The 22050-nt window shown below is 46.8% G+C and carries 24 protein-coding genes; 5 read left to right on the top strand and 19 right to left on the bottom strand.

Annotated elements, in window-relative coordinates:
• Positions 1-130: 130 nt before the first annotated feature.
• From QMA09_RS10635 to QMA09_RS10690, 12 genes are all read right to left on the bottom strand, one after another.
• The gene (locus QMA09_RS10635; RefSeq protein ID WP_135502769.1) at positions 131-1069 is read right to left on the bottom strand and encodes a sugar-binding transcriptional regulator; all 939 of its coding nucleotides are present in this window, start codon (positions 1067-1069) and stop codon (positions 131-133) included.
• A gap of 167 nt (positions 1070-1236) precedes the next feature.
• Complete coding sequence (lpdA, locus tag QMA09_RS10640) at positions 1237-2619, bottom strand: dihydrolipoyl dehydrogenase (protein ID WP_290213117.1); 1383 nt, start codon at positions 2617-2619, stop codon at positions 1237-1239.
• A gap of 13 nt (positions 2620-2632) precedes the next feature.
• Positions 2633-4009: a dihydrolipoamide acetyltransferase family protein gene (locus QMA09_RS10645; protein ID WP_290213118.1), complete on the bottom strand. Its 1377-nt coding sequence runs from the start codon at positions 4007-4009 to the stop codon at positions 2633-2635.
• 17 nt (positions 4010-4026) lie between these two features.
• Positions 4027-5010 carry an alpha-ketoacid dehydrogenase subunit beta gene (locus QMA09_RS10650; protein ID WP_290213119.1) on the bottom strand — a complete coding sequence of 328 codons (984 nt, stop codon included), beginning with the start codon at positions 5008-5010 and terminating at the stop codon, positions 4027-4029.
• Between the two features lie 24 nt (positions 5011-5034).
• Positions 5035-6018 carry a thiamine pyrophosphate-dependent dehydrogenase E1 component subunit alpha gene (locus QMA09_RS10655; protein ID WP_135502761.1) on the bottom strand — a complete coding sequence of 328 codons (984 nt, stop codon included), beginning with the start codon at positions 6016-6018 and terminating at the stop codon, positions 5035-5037.
• A 141-nt stretch (positions 6019-6159) separates the two neighbouring features.
• The gene (locus QMA09_RS10660) at positions 6160-6504 is read right to left on the bottom strand and encodes a bh protein (RefSeq protein WP_135502759.1); all 345 of its coding nucleotides are present in this window, start codon (positions 6502-6504) and stop codon (positions 6160-6162) included.
• Between the two features lie 89 nt (positions 6505-6593).
• The gene (locus QMA09_RS10665; protein ID WP_290213120.1) at positions 6594-7919 is read right to left on the bottom strand and encodes an NAD(P)H-dependent oxidoreductase; all 1326 of its coding nucleotides are present in this window, start codon (positions 7917-7919) and stop codon (positions 6594-6596) included.
• 18 nt (positions 7920-7937) lie between these two features.
• Positions 7938-8306 (bottom strand): PTS glucitol/sorbitol transporter subunit IIA, encoded by a 369-nt coding sequence (locus tag QMA09_RS10670; protein WP_135502755.1) that lies wholly within the window; start codon positions 8304-8306, stop codon positions 7938-7940.
• A gap of 27 nt (positions 8307-8333) precedes the next feature.
• The gene (srlE, locus tag QMA09_RS10675; protein ID WP_290213121.1) at positions 8334-9383 is read right to left on the bottom strand and encodes a PTS glucitol/sorbitol transporter subunit IIB; all 1050 of its coding nucleotides are present in this window, start codon (positions 9381-9383) and stop codon (positions 8334-8336) included.
• A gap of 40 nt (positions 9384-9423) precedes the next feature.
• Positions 9424-9951 carry a PTS glucitol/sorbitol transporter subunit IIC gene (gene srlA / locus QMA09_RS10680; protein WP_135502751.1) on the bottom strand — a complete coding sequence of 176 codons (528 nt, stop codon included), beginning with the start codon at positions 9949-9951 and terminating at the stop codon, positions 9424-9426.
• A gap of 12 nt (positions 9952-9963) precedes the next feature.
• A complete protein-coding gene (locus QMA09_RS10685) occupies positions 9964-10350 on the bottom strand; it encodes a transcriptional regulator GutM (protein ID WP_290213123.1) in 387 nt (128 codons plus the stop codon).
• Between the two features lie 237 nt (positions 10351-10587).
• Entirely contained in the window at positions 10588-12096 is a 1509-nt protein-coding gene (locus QMA09_RS10690) for a phytoene desaturase family protein (protein WP_290213124.1), read from the bottom strand.
• 310 nt (positions 12097-12406) lie between these two features.
• On the opposite strand from QMA09_RS10690, the gene QMA09_RS10695 reads away from it, so the two are divergent.
• Positions 12407-12883, top strand: a complete 477-nt coding sequence (locus QMA09_RS10695) for an SRPBCC domain-containing protein (RefSeq protein WP_290213125.1) — start codon at positions 12407-12409, stop codon at positions 12881-12883.
• A 218-nt stretch (positions 12884-13101) separates the two neighbouring features.
• On the opposite strand, the gene QMA09_RS10700 is transcribed toward QMA09_RS10695, so the two are convergent.
• From QMA09_RS10700 to QMA09_RS10725, 6 genes are all read right to left on the bottom strand, one after another.
• Entirely contained in the window at positions 13102-14751 is a 1650-nt protein-coding gene (locus tag QMA09_RS10700) for an SWIM zinc finger family protein (RefSeq protein ID WP_290213126.1), read from the bottom strand.
• Between the two features lie 89 nt (positions 14752-14840).
• The gene (locus tag QMA09_RS10705) at positions 14841-15014 is read right to left on the bottom strand and encodes a hypothetical protein (protein WP_290213128.1); all 174 of its coding nucleotides are present in this window, start codon (positions 15012-15014) and stop codon (positions 14841-14843) included.
• 136 nt (positions 15015-15150) lie between these two features.
• Entirely contained in the window at positions 15151-15408 is a 258-nt protein-coding gene (locus QMA09_RS10710) for a Txe/YoeB family addiction module toxin (protein ID WP_290213129.1), read from the bottom strand.
• A complete protein-coding gene (locus tag QMA09_RS10715) occupies positions 15408-15665 on the bottom strand; it encodes a type II toxin-antitoxin system Phd/YefM family antitoxin (protein ID WP_290213130.1) in 258 nt (85 codons plus the stop codon). The genes QMA09_RS10710 and QMA09_RS10715 overlap by 1 nt, the downstream gene beginning before the upstream one ends.
• A 229-nt stretch (positions 15666-15894) precedes the next feature.
• Positions 15895-16302, bottom strand: a complete 408-nt coding sequence (locus QMA09_RS10720) for a UPF0158 family protein (RefSeq protein ID WP_290213132.1) — start codon at positions 16300-16302, stop codon at positions 15895-15897.
• A gap of 22 nt (positions 16303-16324) precedes the next feature.
• The gene (locus QMA09_RS10725) at positions 16325-17881 is read right to left on the bottom strand and encodes a plasmid pRiA4b ORF-3 family protein (RefSeq protein WP_290213133.1); all 1557 of its coding nucleotides are present in this window, start codon (positions 17879-17881) and stop codon (positions 16325-16327) included.
• A 215-nt stretch (positions 17882-18096) separates the two neighbouring features.
• Here QMA09_RS10725 and hxlA point away from each other — a divergent pair, with 215 nt between their 5' ends.
• From hxlA to QMA09_RS10745, 4 genes are all read left to right on the top strand, one after another.
• Positions 18097-18738, top strand: coding sequence for a 3-hexulose-6-phosphate synthase (hxlA, locus tag QMA09_RS10730; RefSeq protein ID WP_290213134.1), 642 nt, complete (start codon positions 18097-18099; stop codon positions 18736-18738).
• A gap of 1 nt (position 18739) precedes the next feature.
• Complete coding sequence (hxlB, locus tag QMA09_RS10735) at positions 18740-19294, top strand: 6-phospho-3-hexuloisomerase (protein ID WP_290213135.1); 555 nt, start codon at positions 18740-18742, stop codon at positions 19292-19294.
• Between the two features lie 152 nt (positions 19295-19446).
• Positions 19447-20289, top strand: coding sequence for a Cof-type HAD-IIB family hydrolase (locus QMA09_RS10740; protein ID WP_290213136.1), 843 nt, complete (start codon positions 19447-19449; stop codon positions 20287-20289).
• Positions 20261-20623 (top strand): winged helix-turn-helix transcriptional regulator, encoded by a 363-nt coding sequence (locus QMA09_RS10745; protein WP_135502726.1) that lies wholly within the window; start codon positions 20261-20263, stop codon positions 20621-20623. Before QMA09_RS10740 ends, QMA09_RS10745 begins: the two co-directional genes overlap by 29 nt.
• Positions 20624-20830: 207 nt before the next feature.
• Here the strand turns inward: QMA09_RS10745 and QMA09_RS10750 are convergent, their stop codons facing one another.
• Positions 20831-21970: a M14 family zinc carboxypeptidase gene (locus tag QMA09_RS10750; protein ID WP_290213138.1), complete on the bottom strand. Its 1140-nt coding sequence runs from the start codon at positions 21968-21970 to the stop codon at positions 20831-20833.
• Positions 21971-22050 lie beyond the last annotated feature (80 nt).

Raw genomic sequence — 22050 nt, forward strand, 5'->3', positions numbered from 1 at the left:
AGAAATTACCACTTCAAAAAACATAGGTGGATCGCGAGACAGCGGCTTTCAAAGCTAAATTCCGCATTCGTTCACGCAAAGAAAAACCGCCTGGGCAGAGGAATTCTCCTTCTGTCCAAGCGGTTTTAAATTAAATGATTAAGTTCGCAGTGCTGTCGTCAATTACCAAAACATCCAAAAAGCCGCCTCTCAACGCCGCTTTCAAGCTTTGGACTTTATGGGTGCCTTCCACGATGCCCACCACTTCCGGAATCTGTTTATACTCGTTGATATCCAAGCCGATGACCAGATCATTCAACGGATGCTTGATCTGTTTCCCGGATTGATCGTAAAAACGCGAACCGATGTCGCCTACAGCCCCAGCTTGCTTCAAGGACTGCAAATCTTCCTTTTTCAGATATTCCATGGTCGTCATAGTCGAATCTTCATAAGGATTACCGATACCGACGACCGCCATATCGACATTACGCCCCTCTTCCAGCACCATGGCAATATCAGCTGATTGAACCAGACGATTTTTCAACTCGGCGTTCTCGACCATAGCCGGTGCATACAGATACGAACAAGTTGTGTTCATCTTCTGTGCCAGCTGATAAGCGAGCAGATTGGAGTGGATTTCCACCAGTTTACTTCCCATTCCGCCGACCAAAGGAATAATTTTCAGCTGCTGATGTTGTTCAAACGGATATTCCTGCACAAATTTAGCCAATGTGCTGCCCCAGGAAATTCCGAGTGATTTTTTTCCGTTGATATTTTTGGAGATGTAGAAAGACGCGGCTTTTCCCAAAGATTGCTTGACCATCTCCGGATTTCTGCCAGCTGCCGGAACCACTATTACTTCTTTCAGCCCGTACTTTTTCTCTAGTTGGTGTTCCAGTTCCACTGTATGCGCATTTTCATCTTTAATGTAAATCTCAACAATGCCGCTTTCCCGGGCTTTGTTCAATAATTTGGAGATGACCGGGCGGGATACGCCGATTTTCTTCGCGATTTCTGCCTGAGTCAATCCTTCAAAATAATAAAGCCTTGATACTTTTACGATTTGCCTGCGCTCTTCCCAATTCATCATGAATGCACCTTCTCATTTTATTCAAACTTGAAAAGCGAATGGATGCACCGAATGAAACGCTTTCATTTATGAACAACGTTCCAATCATAATTCCAATCCAATCGCTGCCTTTACTAACCACAAGTTTCTCTTCTTCTATCTTAAGGTAGAAAGACTGCATCTGGCAATTAATGGTGAACGCCTTTTCCAATCCAGGAAGCTGCTGCTTCATACAAACTTTCTGTTATGGTCGGATGGGCATGGATCATGGAAGCAAGTTCATCCACTGTTCCTTCCAGGTGAATAAAAGCAGATGGCTCGGCAATCATTTCCGTCACATGGGGGCCGACCATCAGGACACCGAGAATCTCTCCATATTTGGTGCCGGCAATTAATTTAGTGAAGCCTTCTTTTTCATCTTGCGCCAGCGCCCTGCCGTTTCCTGCATGATCCACTTTCACCACTTTAAAATCGATTCCCCGCTGTCTCGCTTCTTCTTCTGTCATGCCGACACTGGCAATTTCAGGGCTCGTGTACACACAACGCGGTACAATATTATAGTCGATCGCCTCTTTTCCGCCTGCTGCATTTGCAGCAGCAACCAACCCTTCCGCACTGGCTGCATGGGCCAGCTGCCAACCGCCAATCACATCGCCCACTGCATAAATAGAAGGAATGCTGGTGGCCATCCGTTCATCCACTTTGACAAATGGCCCGTTCATTTCCAATTTCAATTCGGCAAAAGCGGAAGTGTTCGGCGCCCTGCCGACAGCCATCAAAATCACATCTGTTTCCAGCGCTTCTTTTTCGCCATTTTCGGATTCGACATGCACAAGCTGGCTACCATTTTGCTGTTCGATTCCCATCACTTTCGTACTTGTCAGAATTGAAATTCCTTTCTTTTTCAAGGCCTTAGCAAGAGCTTTAGATGCCTCTGGTTCTTCACTCGGCACAATTCTGCCGCCCATTTCAACGATGCTGACAGGCACATTGAGGCTCGCGAAAATACAGGCAAGCTCTGAACCAATGATGCCACCGCCTACAATGACCATCGACTCCGGAATCTTCCCGATGTCGAAAATCGTATCACTTGTGAAGCATACTGCTTCTTCAACGCCGGGAATCGGCGGAACAACCGGCCGGGAGCCTGTCGCAATAATAATGTTTTCACCACGAATGACTTCTGTTTTCTCCTTAAGCTGAATAGAAATGGACTGATCGGCCAGCACTTCACCCAAGCCATTGTAGACATCGATCTTGCCTTTTTTTAATAAATAAGAAATACCGTTTCTCAGTTGCTGGATCACTGCATCTTTCCGAGCCAGCATTTTCGGAAGGGAAAAAGTCATCGCACCTGTTTCGATGCCCCAACTTTTGGCCTTTTCGATGCTTTCAATCACTTCCGCATGTCTCAGCAAAGTCTTGGATGGAATGCAGCCGCGGTTTAGACAAGTACCGCCGAGGTCCCGGGCTTCAATCAGAGCCACCTTTTTTCCGAGCTTCGCTGCACGAATCGCAGCTACATACCCGCCAGGACCTCCTCCAAGCACCACTACTTCATAATTATTCACTGACATCTACTCCTTAGGCCAATAATTTGAATGGCTGTTCAAGCGCTTCTTTCAACTCCGTCAAAAAGGCTGCAGCCGGAGCACCATCAATTACCCGGTGATCAAACGACAAACTCAAAACCATCATCGGCCGAAGCTCGATAGCCCCATTAACGCCAACCGGCTTTTCATTGATGCGCCCCACGCCAAGAATAGCTGATTCGGGCTGGTTGATGACGGGTGTAAAGGCATCGATGGCATACATTCCCAGATTGCTGACGGTGAAAGTGCCGCCTGACATTTCTTCCGGTTTCACTTTGTTCTCGCGCGCCGCTTTACCGAGGCGTTTACATTCTGCAGTCAACGCCGCAAGGCCTTTTTGATCCGCATTTTTAACCACGGGGACCAGCAGGCCGTTATCTGCGGCAACGGCCAATCCAAGGTTGATTTCTTCATGGTAGATGATGTGATTGCCTTCCAATGCAACATTGATATGTGGATGCATCTTCAACGAATAAGCTGCAGCTTTTAAAATGATTTCCGTGTAAGAAACCCGGAATCCGGTTTGCTGTTCAATCGGTCCGAGCAATTGCTTACGCAAATTGATCGCTTCAGTCATGTCCACTTCGGTCGTCAATGTCACATGTGGAGCAGTCGTTTTGCTTTGAAGCGTGCGCTGGGCCACTACTTTACGAATGCCTTCCAGTTTAACGCGCTTGCCGCCGGCTGCAACAGGAGATGATGCAATCTGTTTCACGCCTTCGACATCGGCACGGTAAATTTTCCCTTGAGATCCTGTTCCACTAACTTCTTTTAAATCAACGCCTTCTGCTTCGGCAACCTTTTTCGCTAATGGCGTCGCTTTAAGTGCAGTATGTGAAGACGTAAAAGCCATGACATCGCCTTGATGAATACGCCCGTTCGGTCCAGATCCCGGCACTTCAGCAAGCCTCACATTTTCTTCTCTCGCTGTTCTTCTAGCAGCAGGAGTCGCCCGAAGTTTTTCAGCAGTTGCTTCGGTCTCAGCCGGTTCGTTTGCGGTTCTTTCAGAAGTGGTATCGGTAATGCCCTGCTGCACCAAATCTTCTAGTTGCGGCTGCCTTGAGTCGCTTACATCTTCATCTTCTTTTGCAGACCCTGATTCACCAGGCGGCGAGTCAGGCACTTGCTCGCCGGCTTCGCCGATATATCCAACGACGTGGTTGATTGGCACTTCATCATCTTCCTCGAAATACTTTTTCAGCAAAATGCCTTCTTCGTAGGATTCCACTTCAATATTGATTTTGTCCGTCATAATTTCAAACAATGGCTCGCCTACTGCAACCGCATCGCCTTCATTCTTGAACCATTGCAGCAAAGTTCCCACTTCCATCGTGCTGCTTAGTTTCGGCATGAATATTTCTTTGGCCATCGATTCATTCCTCCTCCCTACAGGCGGTTTAACGTTTCTTTTACTGCTGCAACAATATCATCGACAGTTGGAATCGCCGCTTTTTCCAGTTCAGGGTTATACGGTATCGGTACCGCTTTTCCTCCTAAGCGCTTGATTGGCGCATCCAGGTAATCGAAGGCTTCGCTTTCAGCAATCGTGCTGGCGATTTCCCCGCCAAACCCTCCACGCTTGACCGCTTCATGGACAACTATTAGCCGGCTCGTTTTCTTCACAGATTGGATAATCGTTTCTGTATCCAGAGGAACCAGTGTACGCGGGTCAATTACTTCTACATGGATGCCCTCTTTTTCGAGTTCCGCCGCCGCTTCAAGTGATTTATGGACCATAATTGCTGTCGCAACAATCGTTACATCGGTTCCTTGCCGCTTAACGTCCGCTTTTCCCAGCGGAATGGAATACAGCTCTTCCGGCACGTCCGACTTCGTCTTGTAGCATAGCTTATGTTCATAAAAAATGACCGGGTTGTCGTCGTCAATCGCTGCTTTCAGCAGCCCTTTGGCGTCGTAAGCTGTCGAAGGTTGAACGACTTTCAATCCTGGTACGTGGGCCATCCAGGCCTCCAAGCTTTGGGAATGCTGTGCCGCTGCACCTGTGCCGGATCCCGATGGCGTTCGCAGCACCATTGGCACTTTCCCTTTACCGCCATACATATAGCGGATTTTTGCAGCTTGGTTTACCATATTGTCCATTGCAATCGTGATGAAGTCCGAAAACTGAAGTTCCAATATCGGACGCATGCCGGTCAATGCTGCACCGACTGCTGTTCCGGAAATCGCAGCTTCTGAAATGGGTGTATTGCGAATCCGTTCTGGCCCGAACTCTTCGATCATGCCTCTTGTTACACCAAAAGCCCCACCATAGACGCCGATGTCTTCGCCCAATATGAATACATCTTCGTTCTGGCGCATTTCCTGGCTCATTGCTTCTTTAACTGCTTCTAAATAGGTCAGCTCCCTCATGGCCATACTCTCCTTTGCTCTGCTTTAAGCATAAATATCTTCCATTAAGTCATCGATGGTCGGCATCGGACTATCTTTTGCAAATTCAACGGAATCCTCAATTTCCTTTTTCGCTTCGGCTTTGATCTCATCAGCTGCTTCTTCTGTCAATAATCCTTTTTCAATCAATACATCGCGCAGACGTGCAATCGGGTCTTTCGCTCGCCATTCCTGTTCTTCTTCGCGGGTTCTGTACTTTTTGGCATCACTCTTCGAGTGGCCTTTCCACCGGTACGTTTTCGCTTCCACAATCGAAGGACCTTCTCCGTTTCGTGCCCGGTCCACCGCTTCACCAACGCCATTCATGACGTCAAAAACATCATTGCCGTCCACTACTTTTCCAGAGATGCCGTACGCTTCTGCACGCTGTGCGACATCTTCGACATTCATCATCTCTTTTGCTGGGCCAGACATGCCGTATTGGTTGTTTTCACAAATAAAGACGACAGGAAGCTTCCATATAGACGCCAAGTTCACTGCTTCATGAAAACTCCCTTCATTTGATGCGCCATCCCCGAAAAAGCAAAGAACAACGTAGCCTTGCTTTTTCATTTGGGAAGTCAAGGCTGCTCCGGTGGCAATTGAAAAACCACCGCCGACGATTCCATTCGCTCCCAGGTTTCCTTTTTCGACATCCGCAATGTGCATCGAACCGCCTTTTCCTTTGCAGTAACCGGTTGTACGCCCAAACAATTCAGCCATCATCCGATTCACTTCCGCGCCTTTAGCGATGCAATGGCCATGCCCCCGGTGCGTACTTGTAATTTTGTCCCGGTCTTCCAGTACAGCGATCGAGCCCACTGCTGATGCTTCTTGGCCTACCGCTAAATGCGTCGTTCCATGAATCATGCCTTTGGCAAAAAACTCGTCAACTTTTTCTTCAAAGTACCGGATCAACCACATTTGCTTCAGCAGCCCTGTTAGGTCTGTCTCTTTGACGCGTGGCGGCAAATTCACTAATTGAGTCATCGAAAATCCTCCTCCATGTTTACATTTGTTCATATGCGTAACATATGTAAATATCATAAGACTTTTCAGTTAATTCGTCAAGAATAAAAAGGGTCTGGCTCCTCTCCTTTGTTGAGAAGCCAGACCCTTTAGCAGGAGAGATTATTTTATTTTTTTCTTCGATTTATAAGTTTGCATCACTTTCCGGGAAGAATTGACATCTTTTAAAAGCTCGTACGGTTTCCTGATTGCCCGAACCGGCAGCGATAGCAGCAAATGGCTCAGGTCTTCTTTGTATTCTTTTGTTATCCGTGTCGGCTTTGTTGATATGCGTTCATATATTTCTTTATAGAATTCTTTTTTGAGATCCAATTTCAACTCCTTCGTCCGGCCGCATTGCAAACAACTGATGCTTTTTATGTCATCATTGATATACGTTACTTCGTGATTGACTTCTTCTTTGCAGCCGAGGCAGTACAGTCCTGCTTCCATTTTTTTTACTTTCATCACAGAACACCTTCTCGCTTAGTTATTTAACAGTTGGAATTTGTGATCAGAATGTTCTTTCCCGGTATTTGCGGCTTATTTGCTGGAAGCTAAACTTTAACCGGAATTGCTTTTTCTTCTTTTACTGCAAAGGTATCATCCTGCATTCGGCGCAGACGCCAGATTGTCGACTCTTTCGTTTGGACAACATCGTCATATGAAATAATCTGACCTTTTTTAATGGACCGTTTCAGCTGGACGTTGCGGTCGACTAAGCCCATTGGCAGAGCGTTTTTTTCCTTCGCTTCAGTTGCAGAGAGTATGCTGCCATAAACGGTGAATCCGCCGATGCTGTCTAGGAACTGCCCTTCCTCAAGATCAGTCTTGGCCACAGCCACTGTTTCGGCCTGAAGCCCTTTCCAGGGAGCGATTGTCGCCTCATTATAGATAAACGCTCTGGCAATGGAAATCGGCGTCTCAAGGCTGGTTAAATGATATGGCCGGTACAGCACATAGTTCGGTCCGTCGCCCATGCTCAAATATTGCATTTCATGATTGACTTCTTCTTTTTCTGAAGCCACAATCGCGAAAACGCCTGGCGCAACGCCATTGATGTATTCAACAATCTTCTTATTGCTGACTTGGCCGCCTTCTTCTTTCAATTTAAAAATTTCCGGCAGCCCTTTGACATCGCTGACAAAGCCGTTCATCCCCGGTTTATCCGGAAGAAATCCTGTGGCATTAGCCACTGCCGTCATTTCTACCATTGTTTTTGTGCCGTCCTGGAAAGAAGCCAACATTTTTGCACTCGCTCCTTTTCTGGCAGCTTCTTCCGCTGCAGAATCGGGATTTGCCGCCAAGTTTAAGGGATTATTTTTCCCTTTACCCAGCGCTACCACCTCAAACCCCAGCGCATCCGCAAAATCGTATAATTCCATAATTGCCCCCGGCTCGTCTCCTGCCGTTCCGGTATAGACGACGCCGCTCGCATCTGCCATTTTCTTCAGCAGCGGACCAATTGTGACATCTGCTTCTACATTCAGCATGACAATGTGCTTTTTGTTTAAAATAGCATCCCACGCAATTTTCGCTCCAATGTCTGGCACTCCGGTCGCATCAACCACCACATCGACATCGGCCAAAGACGTTACAAGCTGCGCGTCTGTGGTTGCTACGACTTTACCACCCTGAATGGCTTCTGCCGCTTCATTGGCCTGATTTGTTTGGACAATGTCTGCATCTGCCACACCGGCCTTCAGGTATGCATTCGTGACATTGTCTATTTGAATATCCGCAGTGATGACCACACGCATCCCCGCCATGCTTTCGATCTGGGAAACCATACCTCGTCCCATTTGCCCTGCACCTACAAGTCCAACCTTGATTATGATTCCGTTTCTTTGCATTTCTTCGAGTTTTCTATTTATACCTAGCATTTCTCAGTCTCCTCTTTGTCAGGCTTTGTAAATGCGGATTGCAGCTCCAAGCGCCAATTCAGGCATCACTTTCTTTTCTACACACATCGTTCCTGGAAGCAGGTCCGCCGATACTTCTCCGCTAAAACTAATGGTGCAATGTCCAATATCCCGAAGTGTTTCATTAACTTTGTTGCCAACAAATAAAATTTCGTAGCTTTCATCGTTGATTTCCAGAATATCTCCAACTTCCACTTGGTGTTGAAGATCTGCTTTTTCGTGGATTACGGCAAATGATCGAAGTTCTGCTGGAACCGTATCGTTGAAAATGACCATCATGTTTTCCTCAGCAAAAATCCCGACTTCTTCCCCAATCTCTTTTATATTAGCTTCATATTTTTTAATCATAATATTCTCCACCTAACTGCCTCCTTTTTAGTACAACCCAAAACTGAATAGATATGCGATGACTACTGCCAATGGCCCTGTGATCAATCGGGACATCAATACAGCAGGCACACCGACTTCGATCGTCTCGGGTTCAGCTTCTCCGAGCGTCAATCCAACTGGTACAAAGTCAGCCCCTACTTGGGGATTAATCGCAAACAAAGCCGGCAATGCCAGAGCTGGCGGAATATTTCCGCGTCCGATTTCTACACCGATCAATACCCCTACGACTTGTGCGATAACTGCTCCTGGCCCAAGAAGCGGCGACAGAATCGGCAATGCACAAATGACGGAAAGAATTAGCAATCCGACAAAGTTTCCGGCAAGCGGTGTAACGAAGTTTGCAATAATGTCACCGATTCCTGTGAAGGTGATAATTCCGATTAACATACTGACAAATGCCATAAACGGCAGGATATTTTTCAGGACTTGATCAATCGTTTCACGGCCAGCCTGATAAAGAACCCCTACCACTTTTCCTGCTCCACGGCCGACTCGTTCTACAATATTCATTTTTTTCGGCTGTTGATAATTTTCCGCCGCTTTCCGTTTTGCTTCTTCTTTCAATTCTTGAGGTGTCATGCGTGCTGCTGGTGCTTCCACTTTGTCGACAGCAGCCTGGACTTCATCCTGATCCTCATAAAATGCAGCTGCAGGACTGATGTCCGAAACTGTAACACCTGAAACAAAATTTTCTTCATTAATAAATTTCATCAATGGTCCTGATGGAGATGTAGGGTTTACATTGATTGTTAAAATATTCATCTTTGGATAAACTCCACAGCGCGCCGTTCCCCCACAGTCGATAACGACACAAGCCATTGCCTCTTTATCATATGAAGATTTAAATCCATCAACGGCTTCTGCGCCTGTCAGGCGCGCAATTTCTTCAGCAACTGGATGAATTCCGCCTCCTGTAACAGATACAATATATCTTCTATTTTCGTTTGGCCGAATCGTGAGCGGGCCGCCCCAGCCTCCGCGTCCTTTGGTAACGGAAATCGCTTTAAAGTTTGATGGTGCCTGAGTTTCTGTCATTCTCCCTGCCTCCTTTTCAAATGGGCATATCTATAGACTGTTAGACTTCCATTCCTTTTGCTTTCATCATGCGGACAGTAATGATTTCAGTTACAATGCCGCGGATCAATATGACAATCACACCTACTAAAAAGAAGCGAATGGCTAACGGCCCGAGTGATAACCCTAATTCTGTAATTCCGGCAGCAATTCCCAGATATACGAATAATTCAGCCGGATTGGCATGCGGGAATAATCCTGTGATCGGATGGACGAATGATACAGCTGAATCATAAAAAGCAGGTTTTTGCTTTTCAGGAAGAAACTTCCCGAAAGTATACGCCATTGGATTCGTTAAAAAGAATACTGCCAATACCGGAAAAATCGTATAACGCAGAATAATATTTTTTGTGCTTTTCCGTGCAAGATTGTTAATCCGTTCTTCCCCGATTAACCGGATTAAAGCATTAATGGCTGTGATTAAGACAATCAACAGCGGAATGATTCCTGTAACGAGACCTGTAAATGTATCAGCACCTGCTTGGAACATTCCGATAAAGCCTTCTGCGAGCCTAACTAAAAAATCCATCTTTTTTCCTCCTTATACCGCCAGATTTGTTTGCTTGTTCATTTGTGTTTCAATTTTTGCAATGGCCATTCTAAAAGCCTGGCCAACAAGATCCTGATTAAGGGTTTCTTTCAATTGCCCTATGTTCAGCCCGTCGTACTCCGTGAACGGTTCAAACCGGCTAAACACTGTCACGCCTTTCATTAATCGGCTTTCGACTACGTTCCCCTCCTTATCGGTTACCATAATTGAAATAACCCCTATTCCAAACTTTTGTTTTTGTATGCCTACGCCTAAATATCCTGAAGGCCTGGCACTCATTTTTTTAAGGGTTGCCTGGTAATTTTTCAATTGAACTTTCGTCATGGCGATTTGAAGCAACCATATACCGGCAAACGCAGCGATAAACCACCCCCACAAGTAAATCCCCTCCACTCTTCTTTACATATGTTCGACATCATTACAAATGTTATTAGCTACATTATAAAAGCGCTTTCAAAAGAAATCAATAGCCATTGAAAGAATATTTTAATTATTTATTTAATTGAATCCAAGTTCAGTGGAATGTTAATGTTTATTATTAATTAGGAACACAAAAAGACGCACTCGCCAACAGCGGAGTGCGTCTTTTCATTCTTACTTAGTATTTAATTTCTTTTACCGCTTTCGTTCAAGATCGTGCTTCACGATTTTGTCGCTCACTTGCTGGCCGCTGAGCGTCACCATCGGCATGCCACCGCCTGGATTGACGGTGCCACCGACGAAATACAGATTGTCGTATAGTTCGCTCTGCTTCTTGTGCTTGAAGCCGCCATTCCTTTTTTTATCAGAAACGGTTCCATAGATCGCACCGCGGTCGGATCCGTAAGTGCGTTCGATGTCATGCGGCGTCCAGACATCCCGCGTCACAATGTTCTCGCGCAAGCCTTCCAAGCCCATGCGCTCGAGTTTATCGAGGACGCGCTCTTCAAACTCCCGGTATTGCTCCGCCGTAAACGGCTTGTCTTGGATATACGGGATATGCGGCAGGATCTTGATGTTTTCATGCCCGGCCGGTGCTTGGGATGGATCGGTTTTGTTGACGTTGACGAGGTAAATTGTCGGGTCATCCGGCAGTTCGTGTTTCTCGAAAACCTTATCCATCTGCTCATGCAAATTCTCCGAAAAGAAGAAATTGTGGTGATTCAGGAACGGATAGGTTTTTTTGACCCCCAGGTGCAGGACGAGGCCGGAACTCGACGGTTCGTATTTTTTCACCAGCTTGGTGACAAACTTCTCATCTGCATCGACCATTTTTTTATAAAACGGAATGACTTCCATGTTCGAGACATAATAATCGGCCTTCTTGACGGTACCGTCTTCCAGTTCAATCGCCTCGAGCTGCTGCGTTTTTTCATTGACGTGCGCACGTACCACGCCCATGCCGGTATGGATTTGAACCCCTGCTTCTTTAGCTAAGCGCGTTAAGCCTTCCGCTAATTTATGCGTGCCGCCTTCTACGTACCAGCAACCTTGCGCATGCTGCATGTAAATCATCATATTGAGAACTGCAGGCGCGCTGTAAGGAGATGAACCGACATATTTGACGTAATAAGCCAGCATATCACGCAAATGCGGATTGCTGATGCGCTTGGAAATGGCGCTGTACATCGTCGACGTCAAGTCGAACCCGGTTAATGTCGCGATGATGCCGTTTTGCGCAACTGCTTCTTTCGGCGACTCGAAGCCTTCTTTCAAATAGCTGTGTTCCGTCGTCTTGTAAATCCGCTGCGCGTATTTGAGCAGCGCGTAATACTCTTTCATGTCCTTTTTGGAAAGTGCCGGATTCGCCCGCTCCATCAAGCGGAGATCATGGTACAAATCCAGAACTGTGCCATCCGGGAAGAATGAACGCCATTCCCGCTCAAGACGCTTGATGGGCACGTAATCCTCCATACGCTTGCCGCTTCCTTGGAATAATTTATCGAAAATATGCGGCATCGTTAAAATGGACGGTCCGAGATCAAAGCCGAAACCATCCTGTTCCAGGCGGTTCACTTTCCCGCCGACATGATCATTTTTTTCATATAACGAAACAGCGTAGCCTTTTTGCGCGAGTGAAATAGCGGCAGAAATGCCGCCGAGGCCGCCGCCGATTACAATTACGGATTTTTTCGGATTCATCATAGCGGTATCATCCTTCTTTCATTTTTATCTAATCTGACCCATTTCAGGAGACGCAAACCAGCTCTGTTGCATGCATCATGTTTCTTTCCATTCCCCTTATACAGAGCGGCAGAAACTTTACTCGTATAGCATTTGTACAGCAATTATATACTATTGGTAGAAGATAGAGAATTGATAACGATAGAGGATGCGAATAAAATAAGAATAAAAGTGCAAAAAGTAGTTTTGTTGAAGATCGCTTCGGCCGCTCAGGGCATGGGGTATAGATTATTAAAAACATCAAATCAATTTATATAGGAGGTTTTCATTCATGAAAGGTCCTTCAAGTTATCGCATCGATTCAGCATCACGAGTAATTGCAGCTCCACGGCAAGCCATCTACGAGGCTTTTGTAAAACCGGAATCGTTGGTTTTGTGGCTGCCGCCCGAAGGCATGTCAGCCCACATCGATCTCTTTGATGCGCGCGCAGGCGGTTCATATCAATTAACTCTGACATATGAAGTCGACCACTCAAATCCAGGAAAAACTTCGGACAACACCGACGTCTCAAAAGGCCGGTTTCTGGAACTGGTTCCTGAGACCAAGATTGTCCTGGTCGGTGAATTCGATTCGGAAGATCCTGCGTTTTCCGGTGAGATGGTGCAGACCTGGTTTTTGGAAGCTGTTGCGGCGGGCACCAAGGTGACGATTGTGAATGAACGGGTGCCAGAAGGAATCCGGAAAGAAGATCATGATGACGGGCTGAACTCCACGCTGGAGAATCTTGCCCGGTTTGTTGAAAAGTAGACAAGTGAACCGCGTTGTCTATTGCTGTCTTCTGAGCAAGTTGATAATTTGTTCATTTTGTTCGACTTGTTTAGTTGAGTTGATTTTAATTATCCGGATCCACCGAATGGCAAGTAACACCGCAACAAATAATAAGATTCCTAAAAAACCAGTTAGTCCGATATCCATAACTTCCCCACCTTTAAATCTAGTTTGTTTTCCAGAAAACAATGACACTATTATAGTTTCGCCAACTCATCCAGCAATGCCTTCCGTTTCGGGTACATGAATTTCACTTCGTCGATCAGTACATCCGCCGCTTCTTTGCCTGCTGCTTTTTGGAAAATCCGGATTTTGGTGCAGGCGGTGTAATAGCTTTTTCGGTTAGATGCGGATGCGATCAATTTGTAGATATACGAAGTGAAGATTTCATTCACTTCGTGCGGATACTCTTTCAGCAAATGCGGATACAGTTTTTCGATTTCGGAAAGATTGGCGCGGCAATAGTCCAGCAAGTCTTCGTCCCTTTTTTCGTCAATCAGAATCTTGAGGTAAAGGGATTTGTCCCAGCCGTTGTTCTTAAGCTTTTCAAGCAACTCCTCCAGCATCGCTGGCCATTGTTCAGCGCTCACCAGGTTTTTCAGCTTGGTGTAATACGCTTCGTCTCCCCCGGCTGCGAACTCATAAGCGAGTTCGATCATGCCGGGTTTATTCTGCATGCCTTCGTAAGCCTCGAAGCGCAGCTTTTTCCAGTCCCTCACCAAGCCGCGAAGCTCGGAATCGATTTGTTCCGACACCTTGCACAAGTGAACTACTTTTTCGAATTCTCCTGCAACCAGAGCTTGGACGATTTGGGATCTGCGGATATTTGAGTAGCTGTGATGCTTGGCATAGAACGCTTCAACCGCATCGCGGTCTCCTTGCTGCTGCAAAATCGCCAGCTGATACGTCCGGAATTGTTCTTCTGTGTAGTCGGATTTCCGATTTTGCATTTCTTCGCTGGCAATGACCTTATCAATAAACCCGTAGATTTTATTAGCGTAATCGCCCTGGTCGGCCCATTGCAGGAGCGATCCGGCAAGTTCTGTTGCAGCGTCTGTCATGTCTTGGCCAATCGCAAAAAGAATATGCGGATACAATAGCCCGAGCGTCCAATCGACCTTTGCCGCATCGAGGCCATCTTGCCATTTATCCATGATGTCATGGATCTCCACTAAACTTTCGTTGATGACGGATCCGATTATCCCCGATGAATCATCGGCAATTCCGAGCATCTCGGTGCATTCAGCAATGACAATCAAATGAAGGGTGAGCATCGTTTCGCCGTCTTTCATCGGGATTAGCGTGCTCAAGTATTCTTGGACTTCCAGCGCTCCTTCGATTGCGTCATGGGTGCGGTCCCATTCGATAAAGCCGCTGCGTTCTGCACGGTTGACTGATTTTTGGATGATGTGGCGAGCAGCAATTTCATCCATTACGATTGGAGCTGAGAACTTGTCCGCTAAATATTGGTTCACCGCCGGCTGCCGCTGCAGCAGCTCTTCAAAAATTTCCAGCAGCTCCGCTTTTTTCAGCGCTTTTAGACGGGTCAGCGCATCCGGCTTACTGCCAGGATGTTCTTTCTTATAAGCTTCAATCGCCAGGCACACCGCCACTTCATGCTTGCACAGCGAATCCGATTCGAACGGGCATGTGCAGTAAGTCGATGACAGATTCCCGTCTTTTTTCAGGTTCACGGCCACGTCGTAGTCCGTCGTTCCCGCTACAAGCGCATGCCAGCGGTTCGGTGCATCTTCCGTCAAATCTTTGACATGCCCTTGTTTAAAATAATCCACGCCGCGCGTGTACAGCTTAGCTGGCACGTACGCCTTCAAATTGTTCAGCTTCATGTCCATCCCCCTTACTTCACTCTCAATTTTAAGCTATTTGAAGGCAAAAAAACCACACCTGGCTTGCCGGTGTGGCTGTGATGAAAATTTTATTTTTTGTTTCTCTCTTTGATTTTATTCGCAACGTCATCTTTCATGACCATGGCTTTGTCTTTGTACGTCGATGCTTTTTCTTTGTAGTCGTCTTTGTTTTCTTCCCAATGCGCCTTGCCTTTTTCAATCGACTTGTCTTTCAATGCGTTGAGCTTGTCCAGAAATGCCATATGAATCATCCTTCCGTTTTCCTGCCGCTAAAGCGGACAGTTCCACTGGCCTAAGCATAACCTTATTTAAGGGGTTTGTCGCAAAAAGGAGTTTTTTTATGCTTAATTGAATATCATTTCCCTGACAAGTAACACCTTATTTGTAATGATACTTGCATTGAAGAATATAAACGTTTTGTTCATCAATCCGATAAACCAGCCGATCCGTTTCATTAATCCGTCTAGACCAATAACCATTTAAATCGTAGCGCAAGGGCTCCGGCTTGCCGATGCCCTCATATCCGTTTCGCTGGATGTCTTGAATCAACGCATTAATTCGTTTCAGCGTTTTTTTATCTTCTGTTTGCCAATCCGTATATTCTTCCCATGCTTTTTCCGTAAAAACAATGCTCATCAATCAGTTTCCAAAAGCGTGCGTGAAGCTGCTATGCCTTTTTCTAATTGTTTTTTTGATTCCATCAAATGTTTCCGATTCGCTTCATTGCCAAGCAAATGCATATTTTCCATCAAATTATTGTATTCCTCAGCAGAAATCATCACAACGTTTTTTTCGTTTTTCCGTGTAATGATAATCGTTTCAAAATCATCTGTGACTTTATCCATATATCGCTTTAGATTGTTGCGCAACGAAGAATAATTGATTGCTTCCATAACATCACTCCCTCCCATTTATTGTACAATATTCCGTACAATAAATGAACTATATGAGTTCAGTCTTCACTTTTCTTTTATTCTATTAGAGCTATGCAATTCCTGCATAATTTATAAGCATGAATAAAACAAAATGCCCCTTCCAAAAACGCAGGTTTCGTTGGAGTGGCATTGTATGAAGGGGCGTATACTCAGCATTTTCCAGAATTTTTTCGTTATCACAAAACAGTTAGAGCAAGTCCAGCTCTATTTCATTTTTCTTCAGCCATTCCGAGATTCTCTCTTTCGCATATGCTTGTTCAAACTTATACCAGCTTTGTTCAATATTTAACGCCTGGACAGTGTCTTTAAAATGCCTGAACGGTTTTCGCTCACCTAAAATTTCTATTAAAAGAGTCTGGTTCGCCGGTTTTTGTGCTTTGGCAAACAATAGCATCATATCAAAAGCTTCAGGCGATGTGAGTTGCGGAATCAGAAGAAGATGTTCAGCCGATTCCGCGTTCCAATCGATTTCCGGTTCTCCCGTAAAATCCTCTTCCCCATCGAATAGGATTTCTCCCGTGATCCGGTTCAAAACCCCTTGCATATCGTCACTGTGATACAAAAACAGATCTGCCAATTCATCGATTACTGCCATCGAGCTCACCCCACATTCAGTTTCAGGAATTCATTTGCGAAAGATATGCTTTCAAATTCTCCATCTCCGGCAATTTTACAGCTTCTTTGGCGTTAATCGCCAAAGCTGGAAGGATTGGCTCCAGCAATCGGTGGACTTCTTTCTTTACCACCAGTGTGTGCGGTCTCTTTCCAAACTTTTCGATAAAGTCTAATAAGCCTTGCTGCACCGCTTCATCGGCACCCCAATTCTCGAAGATGTCCTGATAAAGCGCTATTCCTGATCTGCTGTCGATCGCTGCAGCCATCAAAGGGAAATAAGGGCGTTCCCCTGCTGCCGGCTGCACCGGCATATTGATGTAAAACAAATCGAATTCAATCTCACCGGCGAAAACCGGCTTCTTGCCGGCACGGTGCAGGTCAATATCTGTAACCATCTGTTCCGCTGGCTGATCCTGTTCTTCGCCCGGGTATAAAGCTTTGACCTGAACGAGTGAATTTTCCCACGTGATCCCGCTATCATTTATTCGGTGAATCCGTGCAAACATGTCTTCTTCTTCCATAAACACCGGCAGCTCTTGCCCTTGCTGAACCAGTTGAAAAACCTTTTCAGTCTGTTCGATTGCCAATGCCAACATCCGGGCTTCTTCTCCATCAATCGCCCATGGATAGCTGCCCGGCACCATACTGCGGAATTCCGGCCATTGCTTCTTGCCTCTGAATGACAAACCGTGCGCCTTCAAAAAAGCGTAATCGTCCTGTTCCAATTCATCCCTGTCCACAAAAGACAATAGCAGGCTCCTTTGGATAAAAACCACTTCCATCAAAGGCTTCACCTGTTCCACAACAAGCTGCAAGCTTCTCAGCCCGGCTTCCCCGATGTAAACCGCTAAGCCGAATTCCCGGCCGGCACCACCAAGCACGCTGACAAACAACCGCTCTTGGCTTACCGGGTCAAGCACCATGAAAATTTCATCATCGTCCATAACTTCCCACGGCTTTAATGCATTCAGTTCTTTGGATTTGTTCAATAAATGTTTCCAGACATTGTTTTCTCCATTATCGGCTTCAACGGACTGCACCCATGGCTTTAACGCATTATTCACTTCCGTTGCGACGATTTTTGGCGAAACGGCTTCTGTTGCCATTTCCATCCCGATACCTTCTTCTTCCGGCGCCCATCCGGCAGCCTCCACACAACGCGGATAGGTAAGGTCCGCAGACGGAGCAAGAATTTGCTGCAGCACAATGTCATGTTCCCAATCTGCTCCAAAATCATATGTGTAAAGGCCGTGATCTTTCTCAACAACAAACCAATCGCTCAATAATTCGTCTTCTTCATCCCGCGCATTTTCATTGGAATACCCGAATTCCGAGTAATCCGGACTAATTTCAACCCACTGTGATTTCCTGCCATTCGTTTTCAAAATGTTGAACATATGCAAATGGCTGTCTTCCCACTCGAAAGCAGCTTGGAGAACTTGATGAAATTCAAAAAACGTCATTCCGCCATCCACTTGCAGTGTTCGCCATACTGGCGGCTGCGTGTTTTTTAACTGCACCTTGAATTCGTAAATCATCACTTCACTCCATCCAGTCATTTTCTCTTTATTGTAAATGATTGATTTGAGCTTTTCAAAAAACATTAAGCTAATAAAATGAAAAGCGCCTTTCGTCTATTCGAAATTCAAATCGCATGAACACTGACAGTATACTTTTTATCAGTATGTGATTTTAAAGTGCGTACTTCACAAAAAGGATGCTTGGGCTTACACTGATCGTGAGCCAAAATAAGAATACGAGGAGATACACATATATGAAATTACAATTAGCTTTAGACTTAGTAGACATTCCACAAGCCATCGAATTGGTGAAAGAAGTAGAGGCATTTATTGATATCGTTGAAATCGGCACGCCGGTCATCAACAAAGAAGGCTTGAAAGCTGTTACGGCGATCAAAGAAGCTTTCCCGAACCTGGAAGTTCTAGCAGACGTGAAAATCATGGACGCTGCCGCTTATGAAGTTTCGAATGCTTCTGCTGCAGGCGCGGACATCATTACGATCCTTGCACAAGCAGAAGATTCGTCGATCAAAGGCGCAGTCGAAGAAGCCAAAAAACAAGGCAAGAAAATTCTCGTCGACATGATTGCAGTCAAAGACATCAAGAAGCGTGCTGCAGAACTTGACCAGCTTGGCGCTGATTACATCTGCGTCCACACAGGCTACGATTTACAGGCAGAAGGCAAAGACTCATTCGAAGACTTGCGCACCATCAAAAGCGTCGTGAAAAACGCACGCGTCGCGATTGCGGGCGGCATCAAATTGGAAACATTGCCAGAAGTCATCAAAGCACAGCCTGACTTGATCATCGTCGGCGGCGGCATCACGGGCAAAGACGACAAAGGCGCAGAAGCGAAGAAAATCCAAGAGATGATGAAAGAAAGCGTAACGGTCTAACATGAACACCACAGCTTTCACAGAAGAAATACTGGCTGAACTCCAGCGGACGCTCTCGCTCATCGATGACCGGGAAGCCGAAAAGCTGGCAGAAGGCATGCTGCAGGCAAAGAAAATCTTTGTCGCTGGCGCCGGCCGCTCGGGCTTTATGGCCAAATCTTTCGTTATGCGCATGATGCACATGGGGCTTGATGCGTATGTGGTGGGCGAAACGGTAACGCCGAATCTGGAAGCGAACGATCTGTTCATTGTCGGCTCCGGTTCAGGCGAAACCCAAAGCCTGGCTGCGATGACGCAAAAAGCGAAGTCGATTGGCGCAACGGTCGCGGCCATTACCACCAATCCGGAATCGACGATTGGCAAGCTCGCTGACATCGCCATCACCATTCCAGCGCAAGCGAAAGCGGACGGCAAAAGCGGCAAGTCCATCCAGCCGATGGGCTCGCTGTTCGAGCAATCGCTCCTTGTTTTCTACGATGCGTTGATTCTTCGTTTTATGGAGAACAAAGGGCTGGAGTCCGACAAGATGTACGGCAGGCACGCCAATTTAGAATAAAAGCGAATAAGCCGGAGTCTGCTTTGATAGAGGCCCCGGCTTATTTTATTTTGCGGGGATTTCAGTCCGCTTCACTGGACAGCCGGATGCCTGACGTGCAAAAGTGAGTGTATTGCTAAGATCCATAAAAAGAAATTCAAGGAGCGAACCCTATGTATAAAATGATTGCGATCGACCTCGACGGCACGCTGCTGACAGACGAGCTGACGATTTCCCCGAATACGATAACCGCCATCCAGCAAGCGATTGAAATGGGCACAGTTGTGACAATCGCGACCGGACGGATGTTTTCTTCCGCCAAGCTCATCGCCCAGCAAGTGGGGATCGATGCCCCGCTCATCACTTACCAAGGAGCGATGATCAAATCCGTTGGTGCAGCGGACGTCTTATATGAACGCGCTGTATCCTCTTCCATCTCGCAAAAGCTGGTCGAGCTTGCCTTCGAACGAGACATCCACCTGCAAGTCTACCAGGACGACATTTTGTACGGCGCTGCGGAAACGGACAAGCTCGTTGCTTACGCCGAAGCCGTCCAAGTACCTTATGCCGTAGAACCGGACTTGATCGGGCTCGCGCAAAATGGCTTTACGAAACTGCTGTTTATCGACGAACCGCATGTGCTCGATCCCCTGCAGCAGGAATTGCAGGCATTGTTCGGCGAATCCGCCTATATTGCGAAATCCAAAAAGAACTACCTCGAAGTGACACATCCCGAGGCAAATAAAGGCAGCGCGTTGTTATTCTTGGCGAATGCGCTCGGCATCGACCGCTCGGAAATCATCGGCATCGGCGATAACCACAACGACTCCGAATTGCTGAAGCAGGCCGGTTTCGGCATCGCCATGGGCAACGCCGTTCAGGCAGTGAAAGACATAGCGGATTACACCTCCCTCTCCAATAACGACGAAGGTGTGCGCCACGCAATTGATAAATTCATTCTCGAACCGCAGGAAGGAAGCGAAGAATATGCCCAATCTGGGAGAAAAAAGCTTTAATTGTGAAAAAGAACTGACGCTTTCGATCATCGGCGGCAAGTGGAAAATGCTGATTTTGTGGCATTTGGGCAAAGAAGGCACCAAACGCTTCGGCGAATTGAAAAACCTCATGCCGGGCATCACCCAGCGCATGCTCGTGACGCAATTGCGGGAACTCGAAGAGCATTTGATCGTGCACCGCGAAGTGTATCCGGTCGTCCCGCCGAAAGTGGAATATTCGCTGACCGACCAAGGGCGCAGCCTGATTCCGATTCTCGACTCGATGTACGAATGGGGCAAGGATTACATGAAGCAAAACTTGGACACGGAAATCGACAGCAAGAAAAATGCATAAAACAGCACAAAGCGGATTGCAGGGGGATGCAATCCGCTTTGTGCTGTTTTCTTCTATATATTTCGCAACGCTTGCCTCTTGAAAGAAGGTTCGCTTGCGTCATACCGAATTTACTTGCAGCATTCTGTGTTCACTTGTGGCAACTTAACAGTTACTTGCACCATCACATCGATAGATTTCGCCCGAAGCGGTTCTACCAACACTTCATCAAAACGCAGGGCGGTAAGCCGTAAGCGGGATGTCCTCGTACGCTTCCGGATCCAATTGTTCGACCGAACCGTCAGAGACGCCTTCGATGATTCCGGAAAGTCCGCGTTCAACCGATTTGACCAATTGCCCTTTTTCTTTTTGCCCGAGGCTCTGCGTCTGCCCTCTTACTTCAAACAGAACCGTGCCGCTGCCGTTCAACGCGTAGCTGCCAAGCGCTGTCCCAGGAAGGTCGAGCCCTTGCGAATACAGCGAGATGTTGGTGAATTTCGATTCGCCGTACGACTGAAGTTCATTGTATGCCAATAAATTCAACTGGCGTGAGAAATCGTAGTTGTAATTGTCGGCGTACTCCGCATAGTCCGCTCCTTCAGGCGTGCTTGGGTCCGGAACGAATTGCGCTGACAATGACAAGGTCACCGGATCGTTCGTGCCATCGACATAGTACAAGCCTTGGTGATGCAAGTCGACAAAGACATCGACATTGCCGAACTCATCCTGCAGCGATTTATAGACGTCGCGGGAAGTTTGCGCTTCCGGTGTGATGAACCAGCCTGGCTCATCGGATGCACCCGGGAAGTCTTGCGCTTCCGGCACATAATCCAGATCCGGATTGAAGTCGCGGTTTACGTCAAATCCAGGATTCGCGCCGTAATCGTAGCTTTGGCTGATGCCGCGGTCCAGGTAGTTCCAAGAAGGCGAAGCGCCCGACAATTGCGGATAGCTTTCAACGACTTCGCTCCACGTCAGGCTGTTGCGGCGCTTGTCCGCTTCCGACGCATCCGGGTTCATCATCGGCATGAAGACGACCGTCACTTCTTCGCGGATCTGCTGCGACGCTTTTGAGTTATTGGATAAAGTCTTCAATAAATTCAAAATCGCGACGGTGCCTGTTTTTTCATTGCCATGGATTTCACTTTGCACCAGCAGGACCTTGTCGCCGGTGCCCACTCTCGCGGTGTAGATATCCAAGCCTTCATGCGACTGCCCGGCTACATCCACTTGCACAACGCCTTTGCTGTTGGCTTCGATTTGCTTCAAGCTTTTCTGCAGCTCCTGGTAATCGATAAATCCGGAAATGGCATTGTCATGATGATGCTCCGCCGTTTTCGTATCGTTTTCGACCGCATAAACCGGCATTGCCAACGCGGTGCACAAACCCAAAACTCCGACTGTACTCGCCCATCTTCTCTTCAAAATACCCACTCCTCGATAAGATT

It is taken from the genome of Planococcus sp. APC 3906 (assembly GCF_030407685.1).
GTDB classification, from domain to species: Bacteria; Bacillota; Bacilli; order Bacillales_A; family Planococcaceae; genus Planococcus; species Planococcus koreensis.